The following is a 26,826-nucleotide window of genomic DNA, read 5'->3' as shown; positions in this document are numbered from 1 at the left end:
CGGTGGCCGACCGGGGAGGCATCGGAAGCTCTCCCCACGTCCCGGGGCCCGGGACGTGGGGAGAGCTTCCGATGCCTCGCAGCAGTCAGGCGTCGCGACGGCCGAACGCCACTGCCGCGACGGCGAGGACGACGGCGACCTCGGCGGCGAAGACGGCGAACCCGGGCCACGGGTCGAGCAGCATCGGGTTGAACGACTCCGGCGTGGCGATCCGCGACCCGGCGTTGCCCGGCATGAGCTTGGTCAGCCACTCGCCGAGCGAGCCGGGGAGCAGCATCACCAGGTTGCCGACGAGGAACACCAGCGCGAGCACCACGGACACCGCGGCCGCGGTGGAGCGCAGCAGCAGCCCGACGGCCATCGCCAGCAGCCCCAGCCCGGCCATGTACAGGCCGCTGCCGAGCAGCGAGCGCAGCATGCCGTCGTCGCCCAGGGAGAGGCCGATGCCCTCCGCGGACAGGAAGGCGTTGCCGCCCAGCCAGCCGAGGACGGCGGTGACGACGCCGGCGACGAACAGCGTGCCGCTCAGCACCAGTGCCTTGGCGGCGAGCACCGTGCCACGGCGCGGCGTGGCGGCGAGGGTCGCGCGGATCATCCCGGTGCCGTACTCGGCGGTGACGGTGAGCGCGCCGAGCACGACGGCGGTCACCTGGGCGAACAGCAGCCCCCAGGTGATGAACGCCCCGACCGGCTCACCGGTGGCCCCGGCCGCCAGGTCCGGGGCCACCAGCGCGCACACCAGGGTGGTCAGCCCGGCGCCGAGAGCGACCATCGCGGCCACCGACCAGCCGGTCGAGCGCACCGTCCAGAGCTTGATCCACTCGGCGTGCAGGGCCCGCGGCAGGCCGGCGCCCCCTGCGGGTGCGGGCGCGGTGCGGGGGGCGGTCAGCGCGGGAGCGGTCACCGGGTCACCTCGGCGGGACGGGCGGCGGCGAACTCCACGCTGCCGGCGGTCAGGGTCATGAAGGCGTCCTCGAGGGAGGAGCGGACGAGACCGAGCTCGTGCAGCACGAGGCCGGCGCCGGCGGCGAGCTCGCCGGTGGCGGCGGTGTCGACGCCCTGCACGCGCAGCTCGTCGCCGTCGCGGGTGACGTCGGCGCCGGAACGCTGCAGCAGCGCGGCGAGCTCCGCGGGCTGCGGGGTGCGCACGCGGACGTAGGAGGCGGCGTGCTCGGCGATGAAGTCCGCGGTCGGGAGGTCGGCGAGCACGCGGCCGCGACCGATGACGATCAGGTGGTCGGCGGTCAGCGCCATCTCGGCCATGAGGTGGCTGGACACCAGCACCGTGCGGCCCTCGGCGGCGAGGTCGCGGGCCAGGGTGCGCACCCAGCGGATGCCCTCGGGGTCCAGGCCGTTGACCGGCTCGTCGAGGACGACGACCGGCGGGTCGCCGAGCAGCGCGGCCGCGATGCCCAGCCGCTGGCCCATGCCGAGGGAGAACCGGCCGACCCGCTGGCCGGCCACCGCCTCGAGGCCGACCATCCCGAGCACCTCGTCCACCCGGGACGCGGGGATGCCGTTGGACGCGGCCATCCAGCGCAGGTGGGCCCAGGCGGTGCGGCCAGGGTGCAGGGCGCGGGCCTCGAGCAGCGCCCCGACCGCGCGCAGCGGGGCCGGGCAGTCGAGGTAGCGGATGCCGTCGACGGTGACCGAGCCCTCGGTGGGCCGGTCCAGGCCGATGACCATGCGCATCGTCGTCGACTTGCCCGCGCCGTTGGGCCCGAGGAAGCCGGTCACCCGGCCGGGCCGGACGGTGAAGGAGACGCGGTCGACGGCGACCCGGTCGCCGTAGCGCTTGGTGAGTCCGCTCGCGACGATCACCGGGTCACCGCCGGGGTGGGGGAGGAGGTCCGTGCCGAGGAGGTCATGGCCGAGGAGGCTCCCGGCACCGGGGTCCTCAGCACATCCGGGAGGACCCCCGACCCGACCCTGGACCGACCCCCACCCCACCCGGGGGATCGCCCGGGTCAGGCGCTCCGGGCGAGGTCGGCGTCGAGCAGCCGGCGCAGCGCCACCGCCGCGCTGCGCCCGGCCCGGTTGGCGCCGATGGTGCTCGCGCTGGGCCCGTAGCCGACCAGCTGCAGCCGCGGCTCGTCGACGGCGGTGGTGCCGTCGACCGGGATGACGCCGTCGCGGGTGCGCAGCCGCAGCGGGGCGAGGTGGCCGACCGCCGCGCGGAAGCCGGTGGCCCACAGGATCACGTCGGCCCGCACGCTCCGCCCGTCGTCCCAGGCCACGCCGTCGGGGGTGATCCGGTCGAACACCGGCAGCCGGGTGAGGACGCCGTCGTCGAGGGCCCGGCGCACCCAGGGGGTGACCACCAGGCCGGTCACACCGACGACGCTGCCGGGCATCCGGCCGGCACGGACGGCGGCCTCGACCCGCGCCACCGCCTCCCGGCCCTGCTGCTCGCCGAAGGGGCCCTCGCGCCAGACCGGCGGGCGGCGGGTCACCCAGGTGGTGCGGGCGACCTGGACGATCTCGCCGAGCAGCTGCACCGCCGAGGCGCCGCCACCGACGACCACCACCGACAGCCCGGCGAACTCCGCCGCGCCGCGATAGCCGACGGTGTGCAGCTGACGTCCGCGGAAGGTCTCCTGGCCCGGGTAGCGCGGCACGAACGGCCGGGTCCAGGTGCCGGTGGCGTTGACGACGCCGCGCGCCCGCCAGGTCCCCTCGTCCGCCTCGACGAGGAAGCGCCCGTCGCCGGTGCGGCGGACCGCGGACACCCGCACCGGCCGCTGCACCGGGAGGGCGAAGCGCCGCTCGTACTCGGCGAAGTAGGCCGGCACCGCCTCGGCGGCCGGCAGGTCCTCCGAGGCCGGCGCGAACGGCAGGCCGGGCAGCTCGTGCACCCGGTGCGTCGTCGCCAGGGTCAGCGAGGGCCAGCGGTGCTTCCAGGCCCCGCCCGGCGCGGCGTCGCCGTCGAGGACGACGAAGCCGCTGCCAGGCGCGAACCCCTGCCGGGCCAGGTGGTACCCGGCGGACAGGCCGGCCTGGCCCGCGCCGATCACCACGACGTCGACGTCCCGCGGGCTGCTCACACCCGCGCGAACGCCACCGGGCTCGCCGGGCTTCCGCGCGTCAGCCGAGCGTGAGCCGGTCGAGCTCGCCGCCGGTCAGGGGCACCGACGCCGGGTCGTACCCGAACCGGACCACCACGGCGCCCGGCCGGGCCTCGACCAGCCACGCGGTGCGCGGCTCGCCGTCGGCGGGCGTGTAGGTCCAGCGCTCGGCGAGCAGCGCCAGCCCGCGGGTGCGCAGGAAGGACACCGCCTCCTCGTGGGTGGGGAGGGTCCGCAGCGGCGCGCCGAACACGGCGTGCGCGGTCCACCCGTCGCGGTCGGCGGCAGCGGTCAGGTGTCCGACGAGTTCGCCGTCCTCCGGACGGTGCACCGGCTCGAGCACGGGGGTCGTGGTCATGCGCCCGACGCTACGGACGGGGTCGAGCGGTTTCCGGGCTCCGGGCGGCGGGCACGGCTGCGGTGACGCCGGGCCCCAGGGTCCGGCACGACGAGGGAGAGGGGCGCCCCGTGCGCGCGATGGTCTACCGAGGCCCGTACAAGATCCGGGTCGAGGACAAGGACGTGCCGGCGATCGAGCACCCGAACGACGCGATCGTCCGGGTGACGCTGGCCGCCATCTGCGGCTCCGACCTGCACCTCTACCACGGGCTCATGCCGGACACCCGGATCGGCCACACGTTCGGCCACGAGTTCATCGGCGTCGTCGAGCGGGTCGGCTCCTCGGTGGAGAACCTGCAGGTCGGCGATCGGGTGATGGTGCCGTTCAACGTCTTCTGCGGGTCGTGCTGGTTCTGCGCGCGCGGCCTGTACTCCAACTGCCACAACGTCAACCCCAACGCGACGGCGGTCGGCGGCATCTACGGCTACTCGCACACCACGGGCGGCTACGACGGCGGCCAGTCGCAGTACGTGCGCGTCCCGTTCGCCGACGTCGGCCCCGCCAGGATCCCGGACTGGATGCACGACGAGGACGCCGTCTGCCTCACCGACGCCGCCGCGACCGGCTACTTCGGCGCCCAGCTCGGGGAGATCGCCGAGGGGGACACCGTCGTCGTGCTCGGCGCCGGGCCGGTCGGACTGGTCGCGGCGCAGTCCTCGTGGTTGATGGGCGCGGGCCGGGTGATCGTGGTCGACCACCTGCAGGAGCGGTTGGAGAAGGCGCGGACCATGGCCCACGCCGAGACGCTGGACTACGACGAGTACGACGACGTCGTCGTCGAGATGAAGAAGCAGACCGACTACCTGGGCGCCGACGTCGTCATCGAGGCGGTGGGCGCGGAGGCCGACGGCAACTTCCTGCAGCAGGTCACCGGCACCAAGCTGAAGCTGCAGGGCGGCTCACCGGTCGCGCTCAACTGGGCCATCGACGGGGTCCGCAAGGGCGGCACCGTCTCGGTGGTGGGCGCCTACGGCCCGATCCCCAACGCGGTGAAGTTCGGCGACGCCCTGAACAAGGGCCTCACCCTGCGGATGAACCAGACGCCGGTGAAGCGCCAGTGGCCGCGGATGTTCGAGCACGTGCGCAACGGCCACCTGACCCCGCGCGAGGTGGTGACGCACCGCTTCCCGCTCGAGGACATCGCGGAGGCCTACCACGTGTTCTCCAGCAAGCTCGACGGCTGCATCAAGCCGCTGATCCTGCCCGACGCGGCCTGAGGGAGAGCGATCGTGACCAGCACCGACGTCCCGGGCGACATCCCCAGCGCCTACGTCCGGGACAAGCGCACGCCCCCGCCGAGCCGGGAGGAGCTGCGCGCCCGCATCCCCGGCTGGGGAGCCGACCTCGACCCCGCCGACCGGCCGTCGTACCCGAGGCTGCAGTACCCGGCCGACACCGGCGCCCGCTGGGACTTCCCGGAGCGGCAGTCGGGGAGCGAGGGCCGGGAGCGCTCGATCGAGCACGCCTTCGTCACGCCGGTGTTCGGCACCGCCCAGCCGCTCGCGGGCCTGTCCGGGGTGATCCGGCGGTTCGCCTACGCCCGGTTCAGCGAGGGCCGGCTGGCGCACTGGATGCTGCTGGTGGTCGGCGACCGCGTCGACGCGTGGGAGCACCACCTGCGGTCCTTCGCCACCCTGCGGCCGGACGTGCCGGCCACCGGGCTGAGGACGGAGTTCACCCGGGGTGCAGTGCGCTCGCGGCGCGGGCGTTCCGACGTCCGCCACCAGCTCCTCGACCCGGTCATCGTCCTGGGGCCGTGGGTCGCCGGGGTCGGCGGCGCGGTGCTCGGCGTCCGGAAGCTGGTCCGCGCCGTCCGCGGCTGAGGGCGGCGGTCCTGCCGTGAGCGTGTGCGCTCACGCCGCGAACCGGGCTGCGGAACCCGGCCTCCGCGCACACCGTCGGCACCATGGTCGACGGCCGTGACCCCGCTCGACGAGCTGCCCCGGATCGGCCGGCCGGCCACCCAGGCCCTGCAGCTGGCCGGCTACACCGGACTCGGGCAGCTGGCCGGCGTCCCGCGCGCGACGCTGGCCGCGCTGCACGGCGTGGGTCCCGAGGCGCTGCGCATCCTGGACGAGGCGCTGGCCGAGCACGGACTCCGCCTCGGCTGACCCACGTACGACGAGAGCGGCCTCTCCCGCCGGGGGAGGGACCGCTCTCGGGTGCTGTGCGCCATCAGGGACTCGAACCCCGAACCCGCTGATTAAGAGTCGAACAAGTTGATCACCGTTGGCTGTTGACGATCTCCGTCGCAAACCTGCAGCTCAGTGTCGGTATCCGTGGTCACCTGGGGTTGAGGCTCGTTGGTCGCAGCTGGCCAATTCTGGCGAGTAAACGATGAGTAAAGCATGGCCCCGGCCAGTAAACTGTGGCCTCGCCGGGGGCCGCTCTGGCGCGATCACGAGTGCGAGCGGGGGCATCATGGCCAGACCCCACCTGGAGCTCGGCACCCACGGCCGGGTCCGCGTCTACCCGGACCCGGCGGGATACCGAGCGGTGTGCCTGTACCGGGACTGGGACGGGGCCACCCGCCAGGTGCAGCGGCAGGCCAGGACCAAGGGGGCCGCGGAGCGGGCCCTCGCCGTGGCGCTGCGAGACCGGGGACGTCCGGGGACGGGCCACGAGATCACTCCGGACACCAAGGTCGCCGACCTCGCGGCGAAGTGGTTCAGCCAGCTCGAGGGCAAGAGCCCGTCGACGATGCAGGCCTACCGTGACCGGCTCGATCGGCAGGTCCTCCCGGCCCTGGGCAGCGTGCGGGTGCGTGAGCTCAGCGTCGGGTTGCTCGATCGTCACCTGGCGGCCGTGCGGGCGTCGCACGGCCCGGCGCTGGCGAAGATGACCAAGTCGGTGATCAGCGGCATGTGTGGCCTGGCCTGCCGCCATGACGCCCTGAAGGCCAACCCCTGCCGGGACGTGGCGCGCATCCCCAGCCAGACCCGGCGGGCGCCGCGGTCGCTGACCGCGGCCGAGGTCAGGTCGGTGCGGGCGTGGCTGAACGAGGACGCGACGGCTCGCGAGCGGGATCTGCCGGACCTCGTGGCGTTCATGGTCGCCACCGGTCTCCGCATCGGCGAGGCCTGTGCAGCCAGCTGGGCGGACGTGGACCTCGACGCCGGCACGGTCACGGTCACGGGGACGGTGCTGCGGGTCAAGGGTCAGGGCCTGGCGGTCAGCCGGCCGAAGTCGGTGGCGGGGGAGCGGGTGCTGGAGCTCCCGAGCTGGTGTGTCGCGCTCCTACGGCAGCGCGGGCCGTCGAGCGGACCGGTCTTCCCTGCGCCGCGCAGCCGCAAGCTGCGCGACCCGAACAACACCCGCCGGGCCCTTCGCGAGGCCTTTCAGGCGATGGGGATGCCGGGCGTCACCTCCCACGCCTTCCGCAAGACCGTCGCCACGCTCATGGACGAAGCGGGGCTGTCGGCCAGGAGCGCGGCCGACCAGCTCGGGCATGCCAAGCCGTCCGTCACGCAGGACGTCTACTACGGCCGCAGGAGGCGGGCCACCGGAGCAGCGCAGGTCCTCGAGCAACTGGGCTGAACGGGTCGCCCGTACACGGGCGATTGCACGCCGGGCATCACGTCCCGGTAGACGCGCCATGGTGGCGGCAGGCGTCGATCCAGGATTGGAGGTCGTCGCGGCGGTAGACGACTCGGCGGCCGAGCCGGAAGCTGCGCGGGCCGGTGCCCAGGTGTCGCCAGTACCGCAGCGTGGCGACGGGGGTGCGCAGCAGTAGGGCGGCTTCGGCGATGGTGAGCAGCTGCGGCGTCGGCTCGGCGGTGTGAGCGGGGCCGGGGGTGTGGTCGGTCATGGCTGTCTCCGAGGCTCGACGGGTTCGGGCGGCTGTCCACCCCTAGAAGGCGCCGTTTCGTGGCCGTTGCTGACAACCCACAACCGACTTCTTCTGTCGACCTCCTGTCTTCCTCCTGTTCCTCTCCTCGCGGCGCCCGGCCTGGGGGTGGGAGCGCCTGGGCCCTTCGCCTTGCGCCCGGGATGGGCGCCGGATCACGACGCCGGAAGGCTGATTGCGGCGGTGACCCACCGGAGGTCGGCGGATTCTTCAGTTGTCCTTCAGTTCTCCTGCAATTCCGCTCATAGGGTCGACAGCGGCCCTGGTGATGACCAGTCCGGCTCACCACCCCAGGCTTGGGCTGACATCCCGTGCCGCCCGTGGCCCGTAGCGCTCGTGCTCCGGCCGCGGCACACCCGCCGGGAAGGCGGCCGCCCCCAGCGTGGCGGCTTGGCGCTGCCGGCGGGCGGCGTCGTAACGGTCACGCCAGGCGTCGCGGGCTGCGGTGAGCCGGTCGGCCGGTTGGCCCAGCAGGGCCGGCTCGGCCTGCAGGTCGGCGACGCAGGCCCGGGCGGCGGCCAGCTCGTGCCGGGCGGTGGCGACGGAGCGCTCGAGGACGATCAGCTGCCCGGCCGGGTCGGGTGCCCAGGCGATCGGCCCGAGTGGGTCGAGCCGTTCGGCGCGCCGGCGCTGCGCCTCGACCAGGGTGGCCTGCGCCTGCCCGGCGGCCCGGCGGGCGGCGTCGGCGGCGGCGTGGACCCCCGCGTGCGCGGGATGCTGCTCGGCCGCCCGGTGAGCGATGGCGTCGAAGGACCGCCACAGCGCAGGCCGGTCGTCGAACCGGTCGGCCACCCGCGCCAGCTGCTCGGGATCCGTGGGCAGGTCGGGCAGGTGCGCGCGCCACCGGTCTGCCCACCCGGCCAGCTGGTCCCTGGCGCGGGCGACCGGGGCGCGCTTGAGCCCCCACCAGCCGGGTCCGTCGAGCACCACCCGGGCCGCCGTGCGGGCGGCGCCGCGCTCGTCGTCCCAGGTGGCGAGCAGGGCCTCTCGGATCCGGCCGGCATCCCAGGCGAGGGCAGCGTCGGCGGCCTCGGCCAGCTGCGTCGCACGCTGGGCGGCCAGGGCCGCCTGCCGGGAATCGGCCTCCAGCCGCGCCAGTTCGCCGGCGTGGGGGGATTCCAGGGCCACGGCCTGGCGCAGGACGTCGCACCAGGGCTGCAGGACGGCCAGCCGGTCGAGGCTGCGCTGCTCGACCGTCCACGCCTGCTGCAGGTCGGCCAGCACCTGCTCCACCGGGCGGTGGGTGGCGTAGCGGGCCGCCTCGGCGGCAGCCTGCGCGGCGGCGTGGCCGGGGCCGAGGTCTGCCCGGTCCCGGGCGAACGCGGCGATCCACTGCTCGCGCGCCTCGCCCAAATCGGCGGCGACCAGGTGGGCGGTGTTGGCGCTGCGGCCGCGGGTCATCCCGACGTAGGCCGCCGCTGCCCCGGTGTGCTCACCGACCAGCAGGTGCGCTGCGGTGACTGTGTCACCCTGTGCGCCGTGTGCGGTGGAGGCGTAGGCCAGCTCGACGTGTGAGGTGACGTAGCCGGCGGGCAGCACCCGCTCCCCGGTGTCCGCTGGGGTGACACCGGACAGGACAGCCCCTGGTGGGGTGACATCGGCCGGGACGACGGCCAGCCCCCCGTCGCGGTGCACGGCGGTGACGGTCCAGGTGTCGCGGTTGGCCACGCCGAGGTCGCGGTCGTTGCGGCGGGTGGTGATCCGGTCCCCGACGCCGATGCGCTGCCCGGTGCTGGTGACCGCAACCCGGGTGTCGTCGACGCGGCCGTCGGCGACCAGCCGCTCCCGGATGGCGGCGCCCAGCTCGGCGGCCTGCTCGCGGGTGTCGACCACCACGGCCACCCGCTCACCGTCGCGGCGATGAGCGGCGGTCAGCTCGGCCAGCGCCGTCTGCGCCTCGGCGGGGTCGGCGTGCAGCCGGATGTGACCGCGGGCCATGAGCGCGTCGAACACCGCGCCCGGGTCGTCCCCGGTGCGCATGGTCAGGGTCAGCTCGGCGTACTCGGTGTCGGGGTTCGTCTGGCCGGTGTCGTCGGTGCGGGTGAAGCGGTGCACCGCGTCCAGGGTCAAGTGCGCCGTCGGGTCGACCTGACGCACGGCAAGGTCCAGCACGCCGCCACGGCCGACCGCGGCCAGCTGGTGCCGGTCACCCAGCAGCGCCAGCCGGGCGCCGGCCTCGTCAGCGACGGTCAGCAGCGCGCGGGCGGTGTCCTGGTCGAGCATCCCGGCCTCGTCGACCACCAGCAGATCCCCGGAGGTGAGGCTCGCCCCCGGCTCCGGCCCGGTGTAGACGGCTCCGGTGCGCGGGTCGGTGTCACCGGCGGCCAGCCGGCTCCAGACACCGTCACCGCTCCACCGCCAGCCGTGCTGGAAGGCCAGCCACGCCGCCGACCCGGCGGCGGTGCCGACCTCGGCAGCGGCGACCTTGGCCGCCTTCAGCGTGGGGGTGACCACGGTCAGACGGCGGCCCCGCGCCCCAAGTAGGGCGCGGGTGGCGGCCAACATGGTGGTCTTGCCCGCCCCGGCCGCACCCTCGACGACGACCAGCGGCCGGTCACCGGCCAGCGCGGTCACCGCCGCGGCCTGCCCTGCATCCAGCCGCCCGCGCACGGCATGGGGCAGCACCGGCTCATCGACGCCGGCGGTCCCGCCGCGGGCGGCGAGCCGGTCGGTCAGCTCGGCCTCGACGTCGAGCACCGGCTGAGAGGTCCAGGCCCGGATGTGCTCGGGAGCTCCGGCCTGGACGAGTAGCGACACGCACCGCGCCATGGCGCGGATGGTGAGGTCCTCGGCCAATTCGGTCCGCACGGCGGTGTCGGCGACGATGCCCGCGGCGGCGATCAGCTGCTCGACCTCGCCGCGGACATCGGCGGCGTTCCATGCCGAGCGACCGGCGGCCAGCCGGGTGAGCACGGCGCTCACCGCGGCTTCCCGGTCGAGGGTGCCCCCAGTGTCGGCGACAGTTCCACCCGGCGGTCGTGGTCGCGGTAACCGAGGGCGGCCAGCTCGCCGACCCAGCGGGCGGTCAGGTCGGCACCCGGCTGGGGGGTGACCTTGTCCGGGCGGCCCTCGGCCCACGCTCGCCTGTCCCAGGCCCGCCGCAGTCCCGGCCCGGGCGTCTGGCCGGGGTGCTCGGTGGTCCACTGTCGTTCGTAACGGTCGAGGTTGCGGGCGATCTGCGCCGCCCGGGCGCTGAACGCAGCAGCGTGGGCGGCGAGCTCCGGTAGGTCTCCGGTTACATCCATCGTGTAGCCGTGCGCGGCCAGCGCGGCCCGGAACTGCGGGTCGCACGCCACCGCGGCGTGCCCGATCCCGTTGACCGCTGAGAGAAAGTCACGCACCCCGACGGTGTGCAGCCCCCGCCACTGGCCGGCGGCGAACACCCGGGCATTGATCTGCAGGTGCAGGTGCCGGTGCGGATCCCCGGCCCGGGAGGTGTAGTGCCGCACCGTCACCGCCTCCAGGCGCTCGACCGGCACCTGCACCTGGCCACAACGGGGGCCGACGCGGGTGGTGGCGTGCCGGGACAGCCAGCCGATGATCTGGGTCGCGGCGCGGTCCTGGGCGGCGTCGTACGCGACGGCGATGTCCGGATGCAGGGCGGCGGCCAGCGACCAGGACTTCGGCCCGTTGACCACCACCTCGACGAACCGCACCGCCCGCTCATCGGTCCGCAGCCGACCCCGCGCCATCCCGTTGTCCGGGTCCAGGCCGCCCACCCACGCCTCGTAGCCGTCCCCGGCCAGGGCGTCCAGCTCGGTTACCCGGCCGTCGCCGGCGGTGTAGCGGCGCGCGATGCCGGCTCCTTCGGTCAGGTAGTAGTCATCGGCCCGGCCCCGGCTGGCCTCCACGTAGTGGCGGGCCGCCGTTGGAGCACCGGCGTAGATCTTCATTCCGCCGTGCATTCTCAACGCCACCCAATAATGACAAACACGCCACCCCTAGAAACGGCAGTGGGCCCCGCGAAGCGGGGCCCGAACTACCGCTATTGGTAGCATGCGTCCCGTTCCTCAGTGAAGGCTTGAGTATTAACGGTGAGGGTTGGGCGCTATAGCGCGAGAGTCGTCGTAGGTGTCAATTTGTTGGTCTCTTGCGGTGGTTGTCGCTCGCGCGCAGGAGCCGACTGCACAGTTGCTCATGCTGATGACTTTGGCTTCGCGGTGGCACCGGCTCGCGGTCATGCGGCGGCGTCCTGCGCCACGGTGGCGTGAGTGTCGAGCAGCCAGTGGGAGGCGGCTCCGTCAGCCGGAAGGGTGTCCCGGTTGTCCTCCTCTCGCGGGACGGTTCACCGGGCGGGTCATGCGGGACGACGGCCGCGGGGCACATGCCGGCCTTCCTCCGGGACCTGGTCGCCCGCGGCCTGAGCGGAGTCGAGGCGGTCGGGGCCACGGTGCCCGGCGCGGCCTGGCACAGATGCCGCACCCACTACGCCGCCAACTCGATGGCAGTCTGCCCCACGAGCAGCTGGCCGTAGGTGCGGGCGCTGTTGCACTCGGTCCACGATCAGCCCGACGCCACTTCGTGCACGCCCCGTTCGACCGGGTGCTCAACGCGCTGGCCGACAAGCTGCCGCGGGTCGCTGAGCCCCTGAAGGTCGCCTGGGCCGACGTGCTGGCCTTCACCGCCTTCCCGAAGTAGGTCTGGCGGCCAATCCGGAGCGACAACCACAGCGAGCGGCTCAACCGGGAGATCCGCCGGCGCACCGACGTGGTCAGCATCTTCCCGACCCCGCCGCGCTGATCCGCCTGGTCGGCGCCGTGCTGGCCGAGCAGTATGACGAATGGACCGGAGCTCGCCGCTACCTCGGCCTAGATGTCCTCGTCCGCTGCCACATCCGGTCGGTCACCCAGACCGCGACCTCCGACAACGAGGAGGTGACCATTCCGGCGCTCACCGCCTGACCCAACTAAAGATCACGCGGAGGCCGCCACACACCACGTCCGGGGACTCGACCGACAGCAGTAGGGCCCCGGCCGCCAAGGTGCCGACAGTCGCCAGGCGCATCTCTTGCTGCTCGCATGTGGGTTGCCTCGGAGACGAGACGCTTCTCACCCCGCTCTATCGGCACTGCTGAAGATCCTCGTGAACGGAGAGGACAAGCGGCCTTTGCACGACCACAGGGGCGCTGGCCTCGACCATCAGCCGGGCAGTCCGGCCAGGGACCCCTCCGCCTGCTTGCGCCCCGCGTCGAACAGCTGGCGGATGAACGCCGGCCGGCGGTTCAGCTTGTTGCCCGGTCGAGGTCGACGCCGAGATCGAGCGTGAGCTCCCCGGATCTCGATGCGCCGATACGGGTCCCCGAGACGATCAGGCCATGCGTTGACCTCGCCGATCAGGCCCCAGCTCCTGCTGCAGCGAGAGGTTGCCGACGAACCTGGAAACGGGAACCGGGTTCGCCAGTTGCCAAGCCTCAACGCACGGACCGCGCGCCTCGGCGGCTTACAACTTCTCGATTACCGATCGACGTCGCTGACGGACGACGTCCTTCGCGACAGGTGGCATGCCGCCCGCGTCCCGATGCGAGGAGGATCCGCGTGCTCGCGCAAACTCCTCGAGCGTGGGTGAATGAGGCTCCTGCCGACGCCGAACATAGGAGGCTGTCATGGGGGATGGTGGGTCAGGCGATCGGGAATTTGGGGAGCTTTTGCGTGAGTACCGGAAGGGCAAGTATTCGCAGGAGGCGCTGGCAAACCAAATTGGGATGCGGACTTCCACAATCCAGGATCTGGAGAAGAATCAGACCCGAGTGCCCTATCCTAAAACGCTTAAGTCGATCTGTGAGGCGCTGGAGCTGAGTCCTGAGCAGCGCGCGGAGCTGGTAGCCGCTGCTGGACGACGCGAGAGGGCCGGCGCAGTTCGTGCCGTGGTGGCGCGCGATGAGGGAACGGATGCGGACACCCAGCCTCCTGGTTTCGCTGCATCTACTAGTGCAGCGGAGACGCCGACGCGGAGCGCGCTCCCTAGACGTCTGTCGAACGTCTCCAGGCGGGCGAGGATCCTCTTGGCCGTCGGCACGGTTGTTTTTTTGGTTGGCGCCGCTCTCTTGGGCGCAAGACTTGTCATGCCTCAAGCGAGCGAGGCCACCATACTGTCACCGTTCAGCGGGCAGGATGTGGAGAGCCCGCTCACCGCGAACGGGACAGCGGAGTTGCAGCCGGGTTTCTCGCTGTGGCTTCTGGTCAGGCCTGTCGGCGACACTACCTATTACTTGACTGACAAGGTACCTGTTGTAGTGAACCATGACGGCGAGTGGGCTTCCCGCTTGACACTCGGCCGAGGGCCGGAAGACGAAGGTGAAGAATACGACTTGTTCGCACTGGTCGCACCGAATGGCGGCATGGTCGACCAGGCGCTAGTGAACAAGCCGGCCGATCAGTTCTCTGCCCGGTTCAAGAGCATACCGGACGATTCACAAGCCACTCATCATATCCGCGTTGAGCTCGGTAGCTTCGTAGGCAATGATTAATTGACTTAGTGGGTCCGACGTCAACGAGCTGATAAGGGCCCGGAGTGGCACCGTCCTGGCTCCCACCGTGCAGGCACAGCCTTCAACACGCTCTAGATGTACCTAGCCAGGACGTTGGTGACGGGTCCGGCTTGAACGAAGGAGAACCTCCGAGTGGGGTGTGGCTTGTCGAAGGCCCGCACCGCTCGGAGGTTCTCGTGTCCCACGGTAATGCCCGCACCACCGTCCACGGCCGCAAGCTGATCGTCGACCGGTACCGGGCCGGCTGGAAGCAGGCGCACATCGCCGCGGCGATGGGGATCTCTCGCAAGTGTGTGCGGACGTGGATCACCCGCTTCGAGGCCGAGGGCGAGGCCGGGCTGGTCGACCGGTCCAGCCGCCCGCACACCAGCCCGCGGCGAACGGCCGCTGAGGTGGAGGACCGCATCGTCGAGCTGCGCAGCCGACAGCGCCGGGGCCCGGACTGGATCGGCGCCGAGCTGGGGGTGCCGGCGCGCACGGTGTCTCGGGTCCTGGTGCGCCGCGGGCAGCCCCGGCTGTGTGTGCTGGACCCGATGACCGGTGCGGTGATCCGGGCGTCGAAGGTGACCGCGGTCCGCTACGAGCGATCCCGGCCCGGCGAGCTGGTGCACATGGACGTCAAGAAGCTGGCCCGCATTCCCGACGGTGGTGGCTGGCGCGCCCACGGCCGCGCCGCCGGCAGCACCAGCCGCGACCGGGCCACCCGGATCGGCTACGACTACGTGCACTCCCTGGTCGATGACCATTCCCGGCTCGCCTACTCCGAGGTCCTGGCCGACGAGAAGGGCGCCACCTGCGCGGCCTTCTTCGCCCGCGCCGCGGCCTACTTCACCGGCCACGGCATTGCCCGGATCGAGCGGGTGATGACCGACAACGCCTGGGCCTACCAGCACTCGATCAAGGGCGTGTGTGCCTCGATCGGAGCCCGACAGAAGTTCATCAAGCCGCACTGCCCCTGGCAGAACGGCAAGGCCGAACGCCTCAATCGCACCCTGGTCACCGAGTGGGCCTACCGGCAGGTCTTCACCAGCAACGACGAACGCGCCGCTGCCCTCGCCCCCTGGATCGAGCACTACAACACTCAACGCCGCCACTCAGCACTCGGAGGCCGTCCTCCGATCAGCCGCCTGGCACCAACCTGATGGCCGGGTACATCTAGAGCGCGGGGAGGCCCTCCGATCTCGACCCGATCCTGCCCCGACCTCGAAGAACGGGTGGAGATGAGGGACGCCTGCTGTCCACGCTTCAGGCAGCCCCGCACATGGCAGGGGTACTCGAGGGGAGCAGGCGATGAGGTCCTTTAAGGGAACGAGCCGGGCAAGCCGGTGGGCCGGAGCGGCGGGAGCGTCAGCCGCATGTCTGCTCCTGACGGCCGTCGCGTCCGCAGGCCCCGCCACCGCAGACGAAGGCCATGTCGGTCGTGTGGAGACGGCCGGGCCTTCGCTGACCGTGCGCACCGGCCCGGGAACCGACTACCCAACAGCTGGCCGCCAGCTGGCCGACGGCACCCTCGTCACGATTGTTTGCCAGACGCAAGGCAGCGAAGTCGCCGGCACCTACGGCGTCAGTGCCTGGTGGGATAAGCTTTCCTCTGGCGGCTATGTTTCGGACGCCTACGTTTACACCGGCAGCGACCATCGCGTCGCTTCACCATGCACCGGCAACGCCGGGGCTGGCGAAACCCCGGGGGCAGGTTATCAGCCAGCGCCTGCGCCAACCGGCCAGCCAAATGCGCCCCAACCCCAGCCAACACCGTCGCCACAACCAGGGCCGCCGCCTGACCCGATGGCGGCGGCACGGGGGATTGTCATGGAAAACTGGGACGCCATTAGGCTAGAAGCTGACCGACACGGCATAAGCCCGTACCTCCTCGGTGCTGTGATTGCCCACGAGGGCACTGGACGTGAATCGTTCATATCGACATTCGGCAGTCTCGGGCGCACGGTCGAAAGGTCACGTCTCGGAAGGGACACGGTGGGAATTGGGCAGATGGAACCGCAACTCGCCGCCGGTTACGCCGGGATCTCAGTGGATGAGGCGCGGCGTCAACTAGTCGACGACAACAGCTTCGCCATAAAGATGGTCGCCCGGCATCTTCAGGAACTCAAGGCTCGGTACGAGCTTAGCGACTCTGAGGCGTTCGTTGCCTACGCCTTCTCCCTTGAAGCTACCGAGTCCATGCGAGCAGTGGACTTTGATCCTCAACGGGTTGCGCCAGACGACCGCCAAGACGTCATTGATAGGTCGGCGAGGTTCCGGTCCCTGCACGAGCAACTGCTCAAGTGGCGGCCCGTTGCTTAGGTGGTCGGCTGCGTCCTCCACCTACTGATCGCCACGACCATGCGCCCCTCGCCGCAACCAGCGGTGAGGGGCGCGTGCCTGTTGAGGGTTCGTCGCTTTGGACCCGACCTGAAGCCGATATTCGCTGCCACTTGCTGAGGACCCTCAGTCTTTACCGAACTTGAGGCGGTCCAGGCGACGCGGTCACCTACGCGGACATCCCGGGCGCGCGGCACCTGTCTGTCCCAGCTACAGAAGATGTCGGCTTGGTCCGTGGATCCGTCGTTCCCACCGAACTGACGGTCTTCTGGGTCGACGGCCATCAAGAGCCAAACTTGTACATCCTGCTTCAGGCCTCCGCTGGAGCAAGTTGGGTCGGGACGCCCGTTGGAGCCGCACCACCGACCGTTGCTCCGACACTCAGGCCAACAGCGGCGGACCGGCTGCGCGCCGCGGCAGGCCACGGCAAGGCTACCAAGTGTTACGGCTCACTGTCATGCTGCAACACCGCTGGAACGCCATTGCCTTGGGTCCGGCTGGCTGGGAGGCTGACCCACCGCCCTCCTGGAGGCTCTGTGGCACGGCGACTTCTAGCTGCTCTTGTCCTGTTCCTTCTCATCGGGGTCGGGTTCATCGTCGCCACGGCCGCCGGAGCGTTCAGCGCCGCCTGCTCCAAGGACACCTCAGCTCCCAGCGCCGGGAGTATGAAGCTGACTTTCCTCCGCGAGAGCACGGAGAATCCCGACCGCAATGACTACCGACTGGAAGGCACGATCCGCTGGGATTCGGCTGAGGTACTAGCGTGCTTTGCGGCGGGCACTCGGGATTGGTCATATGAGCATGACTTGACGTACGGCCAGCACTTTGACCGCAAGATCTGGAATGAGGACTTCTCTGCCTTCCCCGCGGAAGCAGGGGCCTACATCGACACCACGGTCTCTGATTCAAGCGGCATTACGAGTCTGGGCTTCGGCATCTTCCGGCCAGACAAGCTGCAAGCTGGAGTGGACTACCACTACTCAATGGAGCTGTTCCTGCCGGACAATCCTCCGGATGGTCGGCACCCGCTCACGCTTGAGTGGGAGGTGTTGAACCGCGACTGCAACAGGCCTGGCCCTTGGTGTGTCGGGCTAAACCCAGCCGAGGATCGAGGCCGCGACACCCTGATCGGCGCGAGCGGAGACTTCGGCGTCCTGGGGGCTTCTTGCTGGACTTGGGACTGGAAGAACGGCGCGTCCCACCCGAGCAACTGCTCGAGCCCGCCTCCTTCCCAGCCTGCTCCAGTGCCGGAAGCTGCGCCAGCTCCAGAGTCCGAGTCCTCTCCGAGACCAGCGCCTGAACCAGCACCTGAGCCCGCCCCAGCGCCGGCCCCAGCTCCTGCGCCCGCCCCAGCTCCTGCGCCGGGCCCAGCCCCGGCACCTGCCCCTCAGCCCGCCCCAGCCCCTGCGCCGGGCCCAGCCCCGGCGCCTGCCCCTCAGCCCGCCCCAGCCCCGCCGCCGTCACCGCCCTCAGAGGCCACGATCGTCGTAAATAACCGGGTGACGAGCGGGATGGAAATGCGGGAGGACACTCCCGCCTATCTGTCGACCGTGACACAGAACTTCTGCAAGCGAGATGGCTGCGCCCTTCCCTCAACGGACATGGCCTCGGGGCATGTCGTAACCGCCACGTGCCAGACGCAGGGCACACGGGTTACGAACGGCAACGACTCGGACTCTTCGGACGATTCGAACCCCCAACGCTATGAATCCACTCGGTGGTACGGCGTCCGGTGGCCCGACGGTCGGTTCGGCTACTTGTCCGAGGTGTGGGTCCAAGCGGGCTACCGCGGGGGCGCGGGACTCCCGGCTTGTTAAGCGGCATTGAGCCCCGCTGGTCACCCACGCTGGCGGGGTCTCAGGTTGTCAAATGCCGACGATTCGACGCGGGCGTACCTCACGGGCCGCGCGAGGCGTGTAGTGCGACCGCGACGAGCGGCAAGACGGCCGGGTCCTTGCGGGAGAGCGCCCGCTGCCCGGCGTCACCGGAGGACGCCCATCGAGCGACTGCAACGCCGTTGTTCAGGTCAAGCTGATTGCCGTGCCGCAGGCTGCGGCCACTGTCGGCCGCCTCAAGTGCGGAGCAGGCGTCGACGAAGTGCCGGCGAGTCACCGGCCTTGGGTTCCGGCAGCTCCGACCGCCCACCTGGCGGCGCGGCCGGTGCTCAGTCCCGGTTGTTTAAGTAGTGCCGGCCGGCCTCATTAGAAGGGAGCAGCATCCTGGCGCCCGGGACCAACGGCCGTGCCCGCTGCGTGCCCGTAGTACGGGCACGTAGGGGCCATTAGGGGTAACCAGCGGTCTGAACAACTCCGGCCTTGACCTGCGAAAACGATTGATCGGCGTTGGTTCGGAGAGCCCCGTTATCAGGCTTGAAATAGGCTAGGGATAAGGGCATCGACGGATTTTGCTCCAGGCCTCCCCTGGCGACGGCGAGCGGAGGCGGGCCGCCGGGGACTGCAGTATGGCTGGGAGGGTGACCGGGTGAGCGCCGCCGAGCTGGATTTGGGCACGCTGCGACGCCTTGCTCCTGTCACCGAAGTCGGCCAGGTGAGCGTCCTGCTCGGGGCGGGTGCCTCGGCGGCTGCGGGGCTGCCCGACTGGGACAGCCTGGCCACCCAGCTCTTGCAGCTGAGCGGCACCATCGACGACGAGGAGACGGCACGGGCGTTTCTCGCCCGACAGGACCCTGCGCTGGCCGCCGAGGCGGCGCGAGCGGCTTCGGGCGACTGGCTGGATCTTGTCCGCCGCGCGCTGTATCCGGAAGCTCTTGGTGAGCCTGAGCCGGCCGCGCTCCACTTCGCGGTCGCGGCTCTCGCCGCTCAACGTCCGGTCGGCGAGGTGGGCCTGTTCACGTTGAACTTCGACCTCCTGCTCGAGCGTGCGCTGGAAGACGCCCTGGAGGAGGTGGGCAGCGCGGCCGGGATTCATCCGCGAGACACCGAGGAGGACCGCGCGCCACGGCACAGTTACGAGGTGCATCACTTGCACGGCTACCTCGGCCGCGCCCCCGAGGAGGCCGGCTCGATCGTGCTGACCCTGTCCGACTTCACCGCGTTGAGCGCCGAGCCTCGTCCCTGGCAGGTCGCCGAACTGCAAAACGCGCTGTCGCACGGGCCGCTCCTCTTGGCGGGCACCTCCTACCGCGACCCCGACGTCCGGCAGTGGCTGCACGACCTGAAGCTGGCGTCGCGACGGCATCAGGGCTTCGTGCTACTGGCCCGGGAGGGGTTGGGGCTCGATCGGCGGCAGTTCGACCGGGTGAAGGACGCTCTAGTTGCCCAGTGGGCGGCCATCGGCGTCCAGGCCGTCCTCGTGCACGACCACAGTGACGCTGCCCAGGCCATCCGGGAGATGACCGAGCTTAGCCGGCTCGACTACCGCGCCCCACAGCTCCGCGCGGCCAGTCTGTGGCAGCGGCACGAGCGGGACTTTCGGCGTCTCCAGGTCGAGCATGCCGACCAGCTGGGCGAGGACGTGGAGATTCTGCGTCGCCACTTGGGCGATGACGCCAATATGACGTTGTGGCTCGCCGACGGGCGGGGCCAGCTCGTGCGATGGGCATCCCATGATCGCCTCTATCGCAGCCCCGAGCAGCTGCGCCGGGTCGCCGTGGGCCACGACAGCCCGTGGATCGCCGGTCAGTGCCTCGGCGTCGCCGACGTGCTGGCCCGCAACCTGCCCGGCGAGACTGCCACTCGCCGGTGGCGTTCGGTGGTGGCGGCTCCGATCGTGGCCGCTTTGCCTGAGGGCCCCGACCTGCCCACCGCGGTGCTCAGCTCAGCAGCTCCCGGAACCCTGGAGGAGCAGGATCTCGACGCCTGGAGCGCCACGCTGGTCGAGCTGTCCGAGGAGTGGTCCAACCGCCTGTCTGCTCTGGAAGGGGCATAGCCGCCCGTCGTTGACTGCTGATGACAGCGAGGAGGGCTACGGTGAGCGTTACTGACGGGAGGCAGTGATGAAGTCGACCAAGAAGACCTCGGTCCGGGAGATCAGTCCGGGGACCTTCCGTGTGACGGCCGTTCGTGGCCGCAGCGCCCTCACGGGTCGCTTCGTGACGAACTCGAGCGCTACTCACCAGCACCCCCGCACTACGGTGGCCGCCGGCCACCGCACCGCCGACCACCGGTCCGGCGCTGGCCGGAGCTCGTCCACATCGTCCGCGTAGAGGGCCACCGGGACCCGGTGAGCCTCTCGTAGACGTAGCAGCAGCAAGGCCCCGCCTCCCCCCGCATTTGCACTGAGCCGGTTAGGGCCCGGCTATCCCGCTCTGCTCTGGCCGCGACCTGCGCTCCGCTGACGGTGAGGTCGGCCTTTCGGTGATGACCATGCTGACGCGTAGCGCCGTCCACACTCCCCGGCGCTTTCCGATAACCCGCCCCATCCAGCTGCTGCCGGTTGGGGGAAGGGTCGGCCGTAGGCCGCTCCCGTAGGGACGCGAAGCGCCCTTCCGGCGACCAAGGCAACTGGCACGCTGGGCGAGTGGGAAGCGGCGCCCGAGAGCCGTCCGGCCATTCCTCGCGGGTGAGGAGCAGACGGGTCAGTCCGCACAGAGTCCGCGGATAGTCCGCAGGACGCCCGTAACGAGGCATCGTCAGCCCATCGCTCCCGACACCTATAAACGCAGGTCAGGCTTGGTTTCGGCGTCGTCCTCGCAGGTCAGCGGATCATGCCGCGATGATGTCCGGGATGACGACGAGCGGGTGACCGCGAACCGTTCAACATCGCGTCGACGAAGAGCAGTCTCTCCTGAAGTAGCGGGCCGCTGGCGGCGTGATCCTCGTGGTCGCCGCCAGAGATCCGGGGCGACCTACGCTCTCGTCGGCCCTGCGGGATCTGTTGGTTCAGCGGTTCCCTCCATAGGTCGTCGCAGCCTGATGCACAACGGGCCGACACCGACGTTCTACGGGATTCGGGACAACCTCATGCCTGAGTCAGCGCCGATCGTTGTCAGAGTTCCCAACGGGTCTGTGCGCGCGGGTCGGGGAGGTAGGCGCAGTAGGTACCGGTGCGGATGGTGCGGCCGAGATGCGCGCCGAGCCGGGGCTGGTGTTCAGCGATCCGGGCGATCGCTTGGCGGACCGCGCGGGTCACCGCGGTAGGCTGCAACTGATAATGTTAATGACCCTGACCTTCGATGAGTAGCTCAATTGGGGTTTCGGCAAGGTGCACAGGGAGGGCGCTGCGCCAGGTCAGTCCCTGCCCCTGGCGCATCGGCGCGATCACCGCCGCGGCCCTTGTCCTGCTCCATCACGAGCACGGTCGGACCGCATGATCAGCAATCAGGGTGAGCCGTTACTGGGAATGGCTCCTTGTTCCTTTCAAGCAGGTGCGCGAAGATCGATTAGCGTATCCGGCAGGTAGTCTGCGGTATGTGCGGCCGCCCTCTAAGGGAGTTGGGTAGGGGTCCATCACTCGAGCCATATGGACATAAAGAATCCTATCCGTAGGATCGTAAACATTCACCATTGCCTCCTCATGTATTGAATGACTTGACTGCATGTTGTGTCGCCGAGCCATGACTTCACCACGAACCTCACAGTTGGGTGATATCGGGATTGGGCCCCGCCATTGTGTTAAGGCACCGAGTCCCCACCTTGGCCGGACGGTCTCCGCCGCCTGATCAAGCCTGTGGGCGAAAAGGACGACAGATAGAGGAGATGAGGACGGGCACGAGCCTTCTCGCTGGCTGTCGACGGTATAGACAACCGCAATCGACCATACGACTCGTCCCCGCCCTCGAACCCCCGGATCAACGACCCCGACAGCGACTAGCCCTCGGCCCTCGTCCAGATGGCCACCACCACCTCGAACGCGGGGTGTTCCAGACTTGCGCTCGTAGCACAACCGTGGCTACCGCACTTGGGCTCGTTGCGCCGAGTTAGTCGTCCTTTACCCGCACGCTCGGTCAGGCAGAGGGGAACGGGTGGACCTTGTAGAACAGAGTGTAGGCAGCGCCATTACCCTTCATCTGCCGGATTCTCTGCCCCTGGCCCACCTCGCTCTCAGAGATCGTAACGCTGGCCAGGAAGTCGTGGTCGTCGAAGGGAAACCCGCCATCGGCATCCCACAGGTCTACGCGCGCCTCTCCCTGGAGGGTCTTGATAACGTCGATGGTCCTATTATCCCCCGGGTCCACGTCACCCTGTTCGGGCATAAGGAGTTGCCCATTGTAAAGCAGGTAAGGCTCATCACTGGCGGAGTCGTTCGTGTCCTGGCATGTGATCCTCTGAAATTCAACGAGCGCGGTCACTTGCTTCTCCTTCGGTAGACGGTCTCTGGTACAGACGCACCGGGCTTGGTGCTGTCTTAACGCTGGGGCTCGGCTGTAGCGCGCGGGTAGCGGGAGCGTTGCGCGGCTTATCGAGGTTGTGGGCCGACGGGACTAGCCTGAGTGGGTGCGGTTGGTGATTCGCCTGCTGGGCCCGCTGGAGGTGGAGTGCGGAGACCGGCCGGTGAGGATCGGGGCGGCGAAGGAACGGCTGATCCTGGTGGTGCTCGCCCTGAACGCCCCGCGGGTGGTCTCCACAGAGCGGCTGATCGACGCGCTGTGGGGCGAAGCACCTCCGGAATCGGCGGGCGTGTCGCTGCGGGTGCTGATCTCCCGGCTGCGCAAGAGCTTGGCCGCCGCCGGCTGCGATCACGCGATCCACGCCCAACCTCCCGGATATGTGCTGGCCAGTAACGCGCTGGACGTCGACGTGGACCGCTTCGAGGCGCTGGCCGCCCGCGGTGGTGCGCAGCTGGCGGCCGGATCGGCCCGGGCCGCGGCAGCGACCCTGCGGACCGCGTTGGCGCTGTGGCGCGGTGAGTGGCTGGCTGAATCGTCGGAGGCGCGGCTGGAAGGGGAAGCGGCCCGGTTGACTGAGGCGCGGCTGGCCGCGGTGGAGGCGCGCGTCGACGCCGACCTGGCCTGCGGTCGGCACGCCGAGCTGGTCGGCGAGCTGGAGGAGCTGTGCCGGGCGTATCGGCTGCGGGAGCGGCTGTGGGCCCAGCGGATGCTGGCGCTGTACCGGTGCGGCCGGCAGGCCGACGCGCTGGCCGCCTGCCAGGAGCTGCGCATCACCCTCGCCGAGGAACTCGGCCTGGACCCGAGTAGCGAGCTGCGCCGGCTGGAGACCGCGATCTTGGCCCAGGACCCGGCGCTCAGCCCGCCGCCGGCCTCCCGACTGCCGCAGGTGTGGAACGCGCCGACCCGCAATCCGTGGTTTATCGGCCGGGACGGGATGTTGGCCGAGCTGCGGCGGCGGCTGGGCGCCGGGGAGGGGACGCTGGTGGTGCAGGCGCTGCACGGGCTGGGCGGAGTGGGCAAGACCCAGCTGGCGATCGAATACGCGCACCGGTACGCCGCCGACTACGAGCTGGTGTGGTGGATCCACGCCGAACAGCCGGTGCTCATCCCCGACCAGCTCGCCCGGCTCGCCGCCCGGCTGGACCTGCCAGCCGGAGCCACGGTGAACGACACCGTAGAGCGGCTGCTGGCCGAGCTGCGCGGCCGGACCGGCTGGCTGCTGATCTTCGACAACGCCGAGCGGCCGGCCGACATCGCCGGCTACCGGCCCGGCGGGGCCGGGCATGTGCTGATCACCTCCCGCTACCCCGGCTGGGGAGCGCTGGGCGGGCGGCTGGAGGTCGACGTGCTGGCCCGCGCGGAGACGGCGGCGCTGCTACAGGCCCGGATCCCGGCACTGGACGAGGAGCTGGCCGATCAGCTGGCCGCGGAGCTGGGTGACCTGCCGCTGGCCGCCGCCCAGGCCGCCGGCTACCTAGAGCAGACCGACCTACCGGCGATCGACTACCTGCGCCGCTTCCGCGCCCACCGGGCGACCCTGCTGGCCCGCGGCGAGGTGGTCGGCTATGCCGGGCGGCTCGCTACTGCCTGGGCGCTGTCGCTGGAGCGGCTGCGCGGCGAGGACCCGGCCGCTGTGGCGCTGCTGGAGCTGGCCGCCTTCCTCGCCCCCGACCCCATCCCGCTGTCCCTGTTCAGGGAGCACGTCGACCTGCTCGGTGAGCCGCTGCGCGCCACCGCCGCCGACCCCGACGCGCTTTCCGACACCGTCGGGGCACTGGTCGGCTACTCCCTGGCCCGCCGCTCCACCGACGGCTTCCAGGTGCACCGGCTCGTGCAGGCGGTGATCCGCCACCAGCTTGGCCCCGACCGACAGCAGGCCACCGCCCAACTCGTGGTGGCGCTGCTGGCCGCCGCCTGCCCCGGCGATCCGAACGATCCGGTCAGCTGGCCTGGCTACGCCGAACTGGCTCCGCACGTGCTCGCCACCGCCCCCCTGGGTGACTCCTCGCCCACCGGCCGGCAATCCGTCCTGGACACCATCCGCTACCTGCAAGCTCACGGAGACAGCTCCGGCAGCCGAGCCCTCTGCGCGCAGCTGCTCGACCGCTGGCGGTCGATCCTCGACCCCGACCATCCCGACACCCTGACCGCCGCCAGCAGGCTCACCCTTGCCCTGAATCAGCTGGGCGAGGCGAAGCCGGCCCGCACCTTGGGCGAGGACACCCTGCAGCGCAGCCGCCGGGCGCTGGGCCCGGACCACCCAACCTCCCTGATGGCGGCGGCCGCCCTCACCGGCGCCTTGGTCCAGCGGGGGGAGGCGGAGCCGGCCCGCGCGTTGGGCGAGGACACCCTGCAGCGCTGCCGCCGTGTGTTCGGCCCGGACCACCCAACCTCCCTGATGGCGGCGGCCGCCCTCACCGTCGCCTTGGCCCGGCTGGGCGAGGCCGAGCCGGCCCGCACCCTGGGCCAGGACACCCTGCAGCGCAGCCGCCGGGTGCTCGACCCAGAGCACCCGATCACGCTGTACCTAACAGCCGCCAACATCACCTGATGCGGACCGTCAGCAGCGGCCTCATGATCGGTGACGACCTCCCAATCACCCACGTCGCCGCGCGCATTTACGATGCTGGTAAGCACATCGCCACTCGCTCACGCCGCCTGCACTCAAATTTGAGGCCTTTTCTGTGGGGATGCATCCGCATAACAGCAATATCAGCCAGTTATAGGCCGCTTGGATGCTCAATTGCGTTACCTTTTAGAGCCTTTGAGGCTAGCGCGACGCCGTATAGAAACTATTGTACGGCATGAGAGGCTTATAACTTGATTGTCCGGCGCACGATAAACGTGATCAGCCGACCAGGGAGGCGAGCAGCTGATTCCAGGTGATCCCGGTCTTGAGCACGAACACGATGCCGGCCAGTGCAGCCCGGTCATCGATCGGCCGGCGGCCCGGGTAGCGGTGACGGCGCGGCTTGGGCGGCGGGAGCAGCGGAGCGATCCGCCTCCACAGCCCGTCAGGCACGAGCTCCTCGATCACCCACCACAGCCTCGGCAGGCCGACCGGATCGCCGCGGGAGGCACGCCGAACTGATCTTGAAACGATCTCTAAAGCGGGATCAGCACGTCTCTCGGACGCCGGGCCGGCGGCGACACCCTTCTGGCACGCGGTGATCATGATGACCTACGAGGCCACGCGCATAGTGGTCGCCGCCACCACCTGACCGGTGACGGACACGCTGCTGGCGCTGCTGGCGCCGGTGGCGCGCGCCGTCGGCGAAGACTGGCACCACCCAGCCCTCGTGCTCCTGGTCGTCTACGACCGGGCCTATCCAACCCATCGCTGCTCCGCCTACTGCTGCGGGGTGTCGGCTACCGGCCCGCGGATCACGCCGTCTCAGTCCGCACACAGTCCGCAGAGTCCGCAGAAAGTCCGCAACTCAGCCGGCATCGGTCGTTGTCGGCCAACAGCGCCCAACCATAAAGCCGCAGGCCAAATCCAGGTTCCATCGATCACCGCACGCAGCCGTGCATCCCGGGTCAGTTCTGGGTCAACGAACCCGGCCGGGTGTTCGTGGCCCGCCGCGGCCGGCCCTGACCCGGCTCGCCGTCACCCTGATTTGCGCTCGACACCTATCGATGAACTATGCAACGCCTTCTTATCCGCCGCTCCCGCCGGCAACTTGCAGCTGGCCCGAAAGCGCCTCGTACCGGGGACTCTGGACGCTCAGGCGGTTGACCAGCGTGCCCCAAGCTCAGGACGGCCACCGGAGCTCGACGCGAATCCATGTGACCTCGAGACCGCCGGGGACGACCTGTGGCCCGTTGTGTCCGCCGACCAGACTGCGAGGAACCTGCCACGCCATCCGGCCAGCCATCTCCACCGCCTTGGCGGCCGCGACCGCGGTGAGCGCAAATGCCGACGCGGTGAGGACTGGCCCGGCGGTGGCGACCAGCGCCAGCGTCGGGAGCAGCGGGGGCCGCAGACGCGGAGCAATCCCGGCCGCTGCGCGCCGGTAGGGGACGCTAGCCCCATCCCTGTCGAGGATGGCGCTGGGCTCGACCGGCTGGTGATTCGTCATCGCATCTCTCCGTTTACACGGCAACCGTGGCCCATTGGACCACCACCGGGCCGGGATCTCGTCGATCGGGTCGGGCAGGCTTGCTGGGCGGGTTCCGCTGGCCGACGGTTGGCCGCGCCAGCCTAGGGCCGGGGCTGGCGCCGGGCCCCGCAGAGGCACGCCGTTGATGCTGGCCCAGGTCCGGGTGGACTGACAGTCGGCGGTACCAGTCAGCCTGACGAGGTCACTTCAGTCGCCGCTGGGCCGGTCGCCGCTGTGGTGGTCACCGGGGCGCTGGCCCCCGCCCTGGTTAGTGCCCCCGTCCTGGTTGTTGTCCCCGTCCTGGTTGTTGTCCACCGCG

Annotated in this window: 16 protein-coding genes and 4 pseudogenes; 11 read left to right on the top strand and 9 right to left on the bottom strand. The window is 70.5% G+C overall.

The window, feature by feature from the left end; translation table 11 throughout:
- Window positions 1-85: 85 nt before the first annotated feature.
- From BM414_RS15125 to BM414_RS15110, 4 genes are all read right to left on the bottom strand, one after another.
- Complete coding sequence (locus BM414_RS15125) at window positions 86-904, bottom strand: ABC-2 family transporter permease (protein WP_245784752.1); 819 nt, start codon at window positions 902-904, stop codon at window positions 86-88.
- Entirely contained in the window at window positions 901-1,821 is a 921-nt protein-coding gene (locus BM414_RS15120) for an ABC transporter ATP-binding protein (RefSeq protein ID WP_093580482.1), read from the bottom strand. Before BM414_RS15120 ends, BM414_RS15125 begins: the two co-directional genes overlap by 4 nt.
- 146 nt (window positions 1,822-1,967) lie before the next feature.
- The gene (locus BM414_RS15115) at window positions 1,968-3,044 is read right to left on the bottom strand and encodes an NAD(P)-binding domain-containing protein (RefSeq protein WP_093580480.1); all 1,077 of its coding nucleotides are present in this window, start codon (window positions 3,042-3,044) and stop codon (window positions 1,968-1,970) included.
- 40 nt (window positions 3,045-3,084) lie between these two features.
- Entirely contained in the window at window positions 3,085-3,423 is a 339-nt protein-coding gene (locus tag BM414_RS15110; RefSeq protein WP_139245864.1) for a hypothetical protein, read from the bottom strand.
- A gap of 119 nt (window positions 3,424-3,542) precedes the next feature.
- Between BM414_RS15110 and BM414_RS15105 the strand changes: the two genes are divergently transcribed.
- The 4 genes from BM414_RS15105 (at window position 3,543) to BM414_RS15090 (ending at window position 7,002) form a co-directional block, all read left to right on the top strand.
- Window positions 3,543-4,682 (top strand): zinc-dependent alcohol dehydrogenase, encoded by a 1,140-nt coding sequence (locus BM414_RS15105; protein WP_245784764.1) that lies wholly within the window; start codon window positions 3,543-3,545, stop codon window positions 4,680-4,682.
- A 12-nt stretch (window positions 4,683-4,694) separates the two neighbouring features.
- The gene (locus BM414_RS15100; protein WP_245784751.1) at window positions 4,695-5,288 is read left to right on the top strand and encodes a hypothetical protein; all 594 of its coding nucleotides are present in this window, start codon (window positions 4,695-4,697) and stop codon (window positions 5,286-5,288) included.
- A 96-nt stretch (window positions 5,289-5,384) separates the two neighbouring features.
- Window positions 5,385-5,576: a helix-hairpin-helix domain-containing protein gene (locus BM414_RS15095; RefSeq protein ID WP_093580474.1), complete on the top strand. Its 192-nt coding sequence runs from the start codon at window positions 5,385-5,387 to the stop codon at window positions 5,574-5,576.
- Between the two features lie 310 nt (window positions 5,577-5,886).
- A complete protein-coding gene (locus BM414_RS15090) occupies window positions 5,887-7,002 on the top strand; it encodes a tyrosine-type recombinase/integrase (protein WP_093580472.1) in 1,116 nt (371 codons plus the stop codon).
- A 37-nt stretch (window positions 7,003-7,039) separates the two neighbouring features.
- Here the strand turns inward: BM414_RS15090 and BM414_RS15085 are convergent, their stop codons facing one another.
- Both BM414_RS15085 and mobF read right to left on the bottom strand, forming a co-directional pair.
- Entirely contained in the window at window positions 7,040-7,273 is a 234-nt protein-coding gene (locus tag BM414_RS15085) for a helix-turn-helix transcriptional regulator (protein ID WP_093580470.1), read from the bottom strand.
- Between the two features lie 321 nt (window positions 7,274-7,594).
- Window positions 7,595-11,205, bottom strand: a pseudogene (mobF, locus tag BM414_RS15080) (MobF family relaxase).
- Between the two features lie 440 nt (window positions 11,206-11,645).
- Between mobF and BM414_RS15075 the strand changes: the two are divergent.
- From BM414_RS15075 to BM414_RS15050, 5 genes and pseudogenes are all read left to right on the top strand, one after another.
- Window positions 11,646-12,213: pseudogene (locus tag BM414_RS15075) on the top strand (transposase); the annotation flags it as partial.
- A gap of 701 nt (window positions 12,214-12,914) precedes the next feature.
- On the top strand, window positions 12,915-13,778 hold the full coding sequence (locus BM414_RS15070) for a helix-turn-helix domain-containing protein (protein WP_093580468.1): 864 nt from the start codon (window positions 12,915-12,917) through the stop codon (window positions 13,776-13,778).
- 197 nt (window positions 13,779-13,975) lie between these two features.
- Window positions 13,976-14,941, top strand: coding sequence for an IS481 family transposase (locus tag BM414_RS15065; protein ID WP_093580466.1), 966 nt, complete (start codon window positions 13,976-13,978; stop codon window positions 14,939-14,941).
- A gap of 667 nt (window positions 14,942-15,608) precedes the next feature.
- On the top strand, window positions 15,609-16,100 hold the full coding sequence (locus BM414_RS15060; protein WP_139245862.1) for a hypothetical protein: 492 nt from the start codon (window positions 15,609-15,611) through the stop codon (window positions 16,098-16,100).
- A 2,499-nt stretch (window positions 16,101-18,599) separates the two neighbouring features.
- Complete coding sequence (locus BM414_RS15050; protein ID WP_175551607.1) at window positions 18,600-20,006, top strand: SIR2 family protein; 1,407 nt, start codon at window positions 18,600-18,602, stop codon at window positions 20,004-20,006.
- Window positions 20,007-21,065: 1,059 nt separating this feature from the next.
- On the opposite strand, the gene BM414_RS29440 is transcribed toward BM414_RS15050, so the two are convergent.
- Entirely contained in the window at window positions 21,066-21,209 is a 144-nt protein-coding gene (locus tag BM414_RS29440; protein WP_175551606.1) for a hypothetical protein, read from the bottom strand.
- Window positions 21,210-21,279: 70 nt separating this feature from the next.
- On the opposite strand from BM414_RS29440, the pseudogene BM414_RS28420 reads away from it, so the two are divergent.
- A pseudogene (locus BM414_RS28420) lies at window positions 21,280-21,390 on the top strand (IS5/IS1182 family transposase); the annotation flags it as partial.
- A gap of 633 nt (window positions 21,391-22,023) precedes the next feature.
- Here the strand turns inward: BM414_RS28420 and BM414_RS15040 are convergent.
- Window positions 22,024-22,368, bottom strand: coding sequence for a hypothetical protein (locus BM414_RS15040; protein ID WP_093580458.1), 345 nt, complete (start codon window positions 22,366-22,368; stop codon window positions 22,024-22,026).
- Between the two features lie 145 nt (window positions 22,369-22,513).
- Here BM414_RS15040 and fxsT point away from each other — a divergent pair, with 145 nt between their 5' ends.
- Entirely contained in the window at window positions 22,514-24,958 is a 2,445-nt protein-coding gene (fxsT, locus tag BM414_RS15035; protein ID WP_245784750.1) for an FxSxx-COOH system tetratricopeptide repeat protein, read from the top strand.
- A 300-nt stretch (window positions 24,959-25,258) separates the two neighbouring features.
- Here the strand turns inward: fxsT and BM414_RS15030 are convergent.
- Window positions 25,259-25,444, bottom strand: a pseudogene (locus BM414_RS15030) (transposase); the annotation flags it as partial.
- Window positions 25,445-26,826: the final 1,382 nt, after the last annotated feature.

It is taken from the genome of Geodermatophilus amargosae (genome assembly GCF_900116515.1).
Classification (GTDB): Bacteria; Actinomycetota; Actinomycetes; order Mycobacteriales; family Geodermatophilaceae; genus Geodermatophilus; species Geodermatophilus amargosae.
This window is presented reverse-complemented; position numbering and strand designations above follow the sequence as displayed.

Bases quoted from the DNA above. Each gene is read 5' to 3' on its own strand.
- BM414_RS15090 (WP_093580472.1), top strand. From the start codon at position 5,887: ATGGCCAGACCCCACCTGGAGCTCGGCACCCACGGCCGGGTCCGCGTC.
- BM414_RS15060 (WP_139245862.1), top strand. From the start codon at position 15,609: ATGGAAAACTGGGACGCCATTAGGCTAGAAGCTGACCGACACGGCATA.
- BM414_RS15110 (WP_139245864.1), bottom strand. From the start codon at position 3,423: ATGACCACGACCCCCGTGCTCGAGCCGGTGCACCGTCCGGAGGACGGC.
- BM414_RS15085 (WP_093580470.1), bottom strand. From the start codon at position 7,273: ATGACCGACCACACCCCCGGCCCCGCTCACACCGCCGAGCCGACGCCG.
- BM414_RS15105 (WP_245784764.1), top strand. From the start codon at position 3,543: ATGGTCTACCGAGGCCCGTACAAGATCCGGGTCGAGGACAAGGACGTG.
- BM414_RS15070 (WP_093580468.1), top strand. From the start codon at position 12,915: ATGGGGGATGGTGGGTCAGGCGATCGGGAATTTGGGGAGCTTTTGCGT.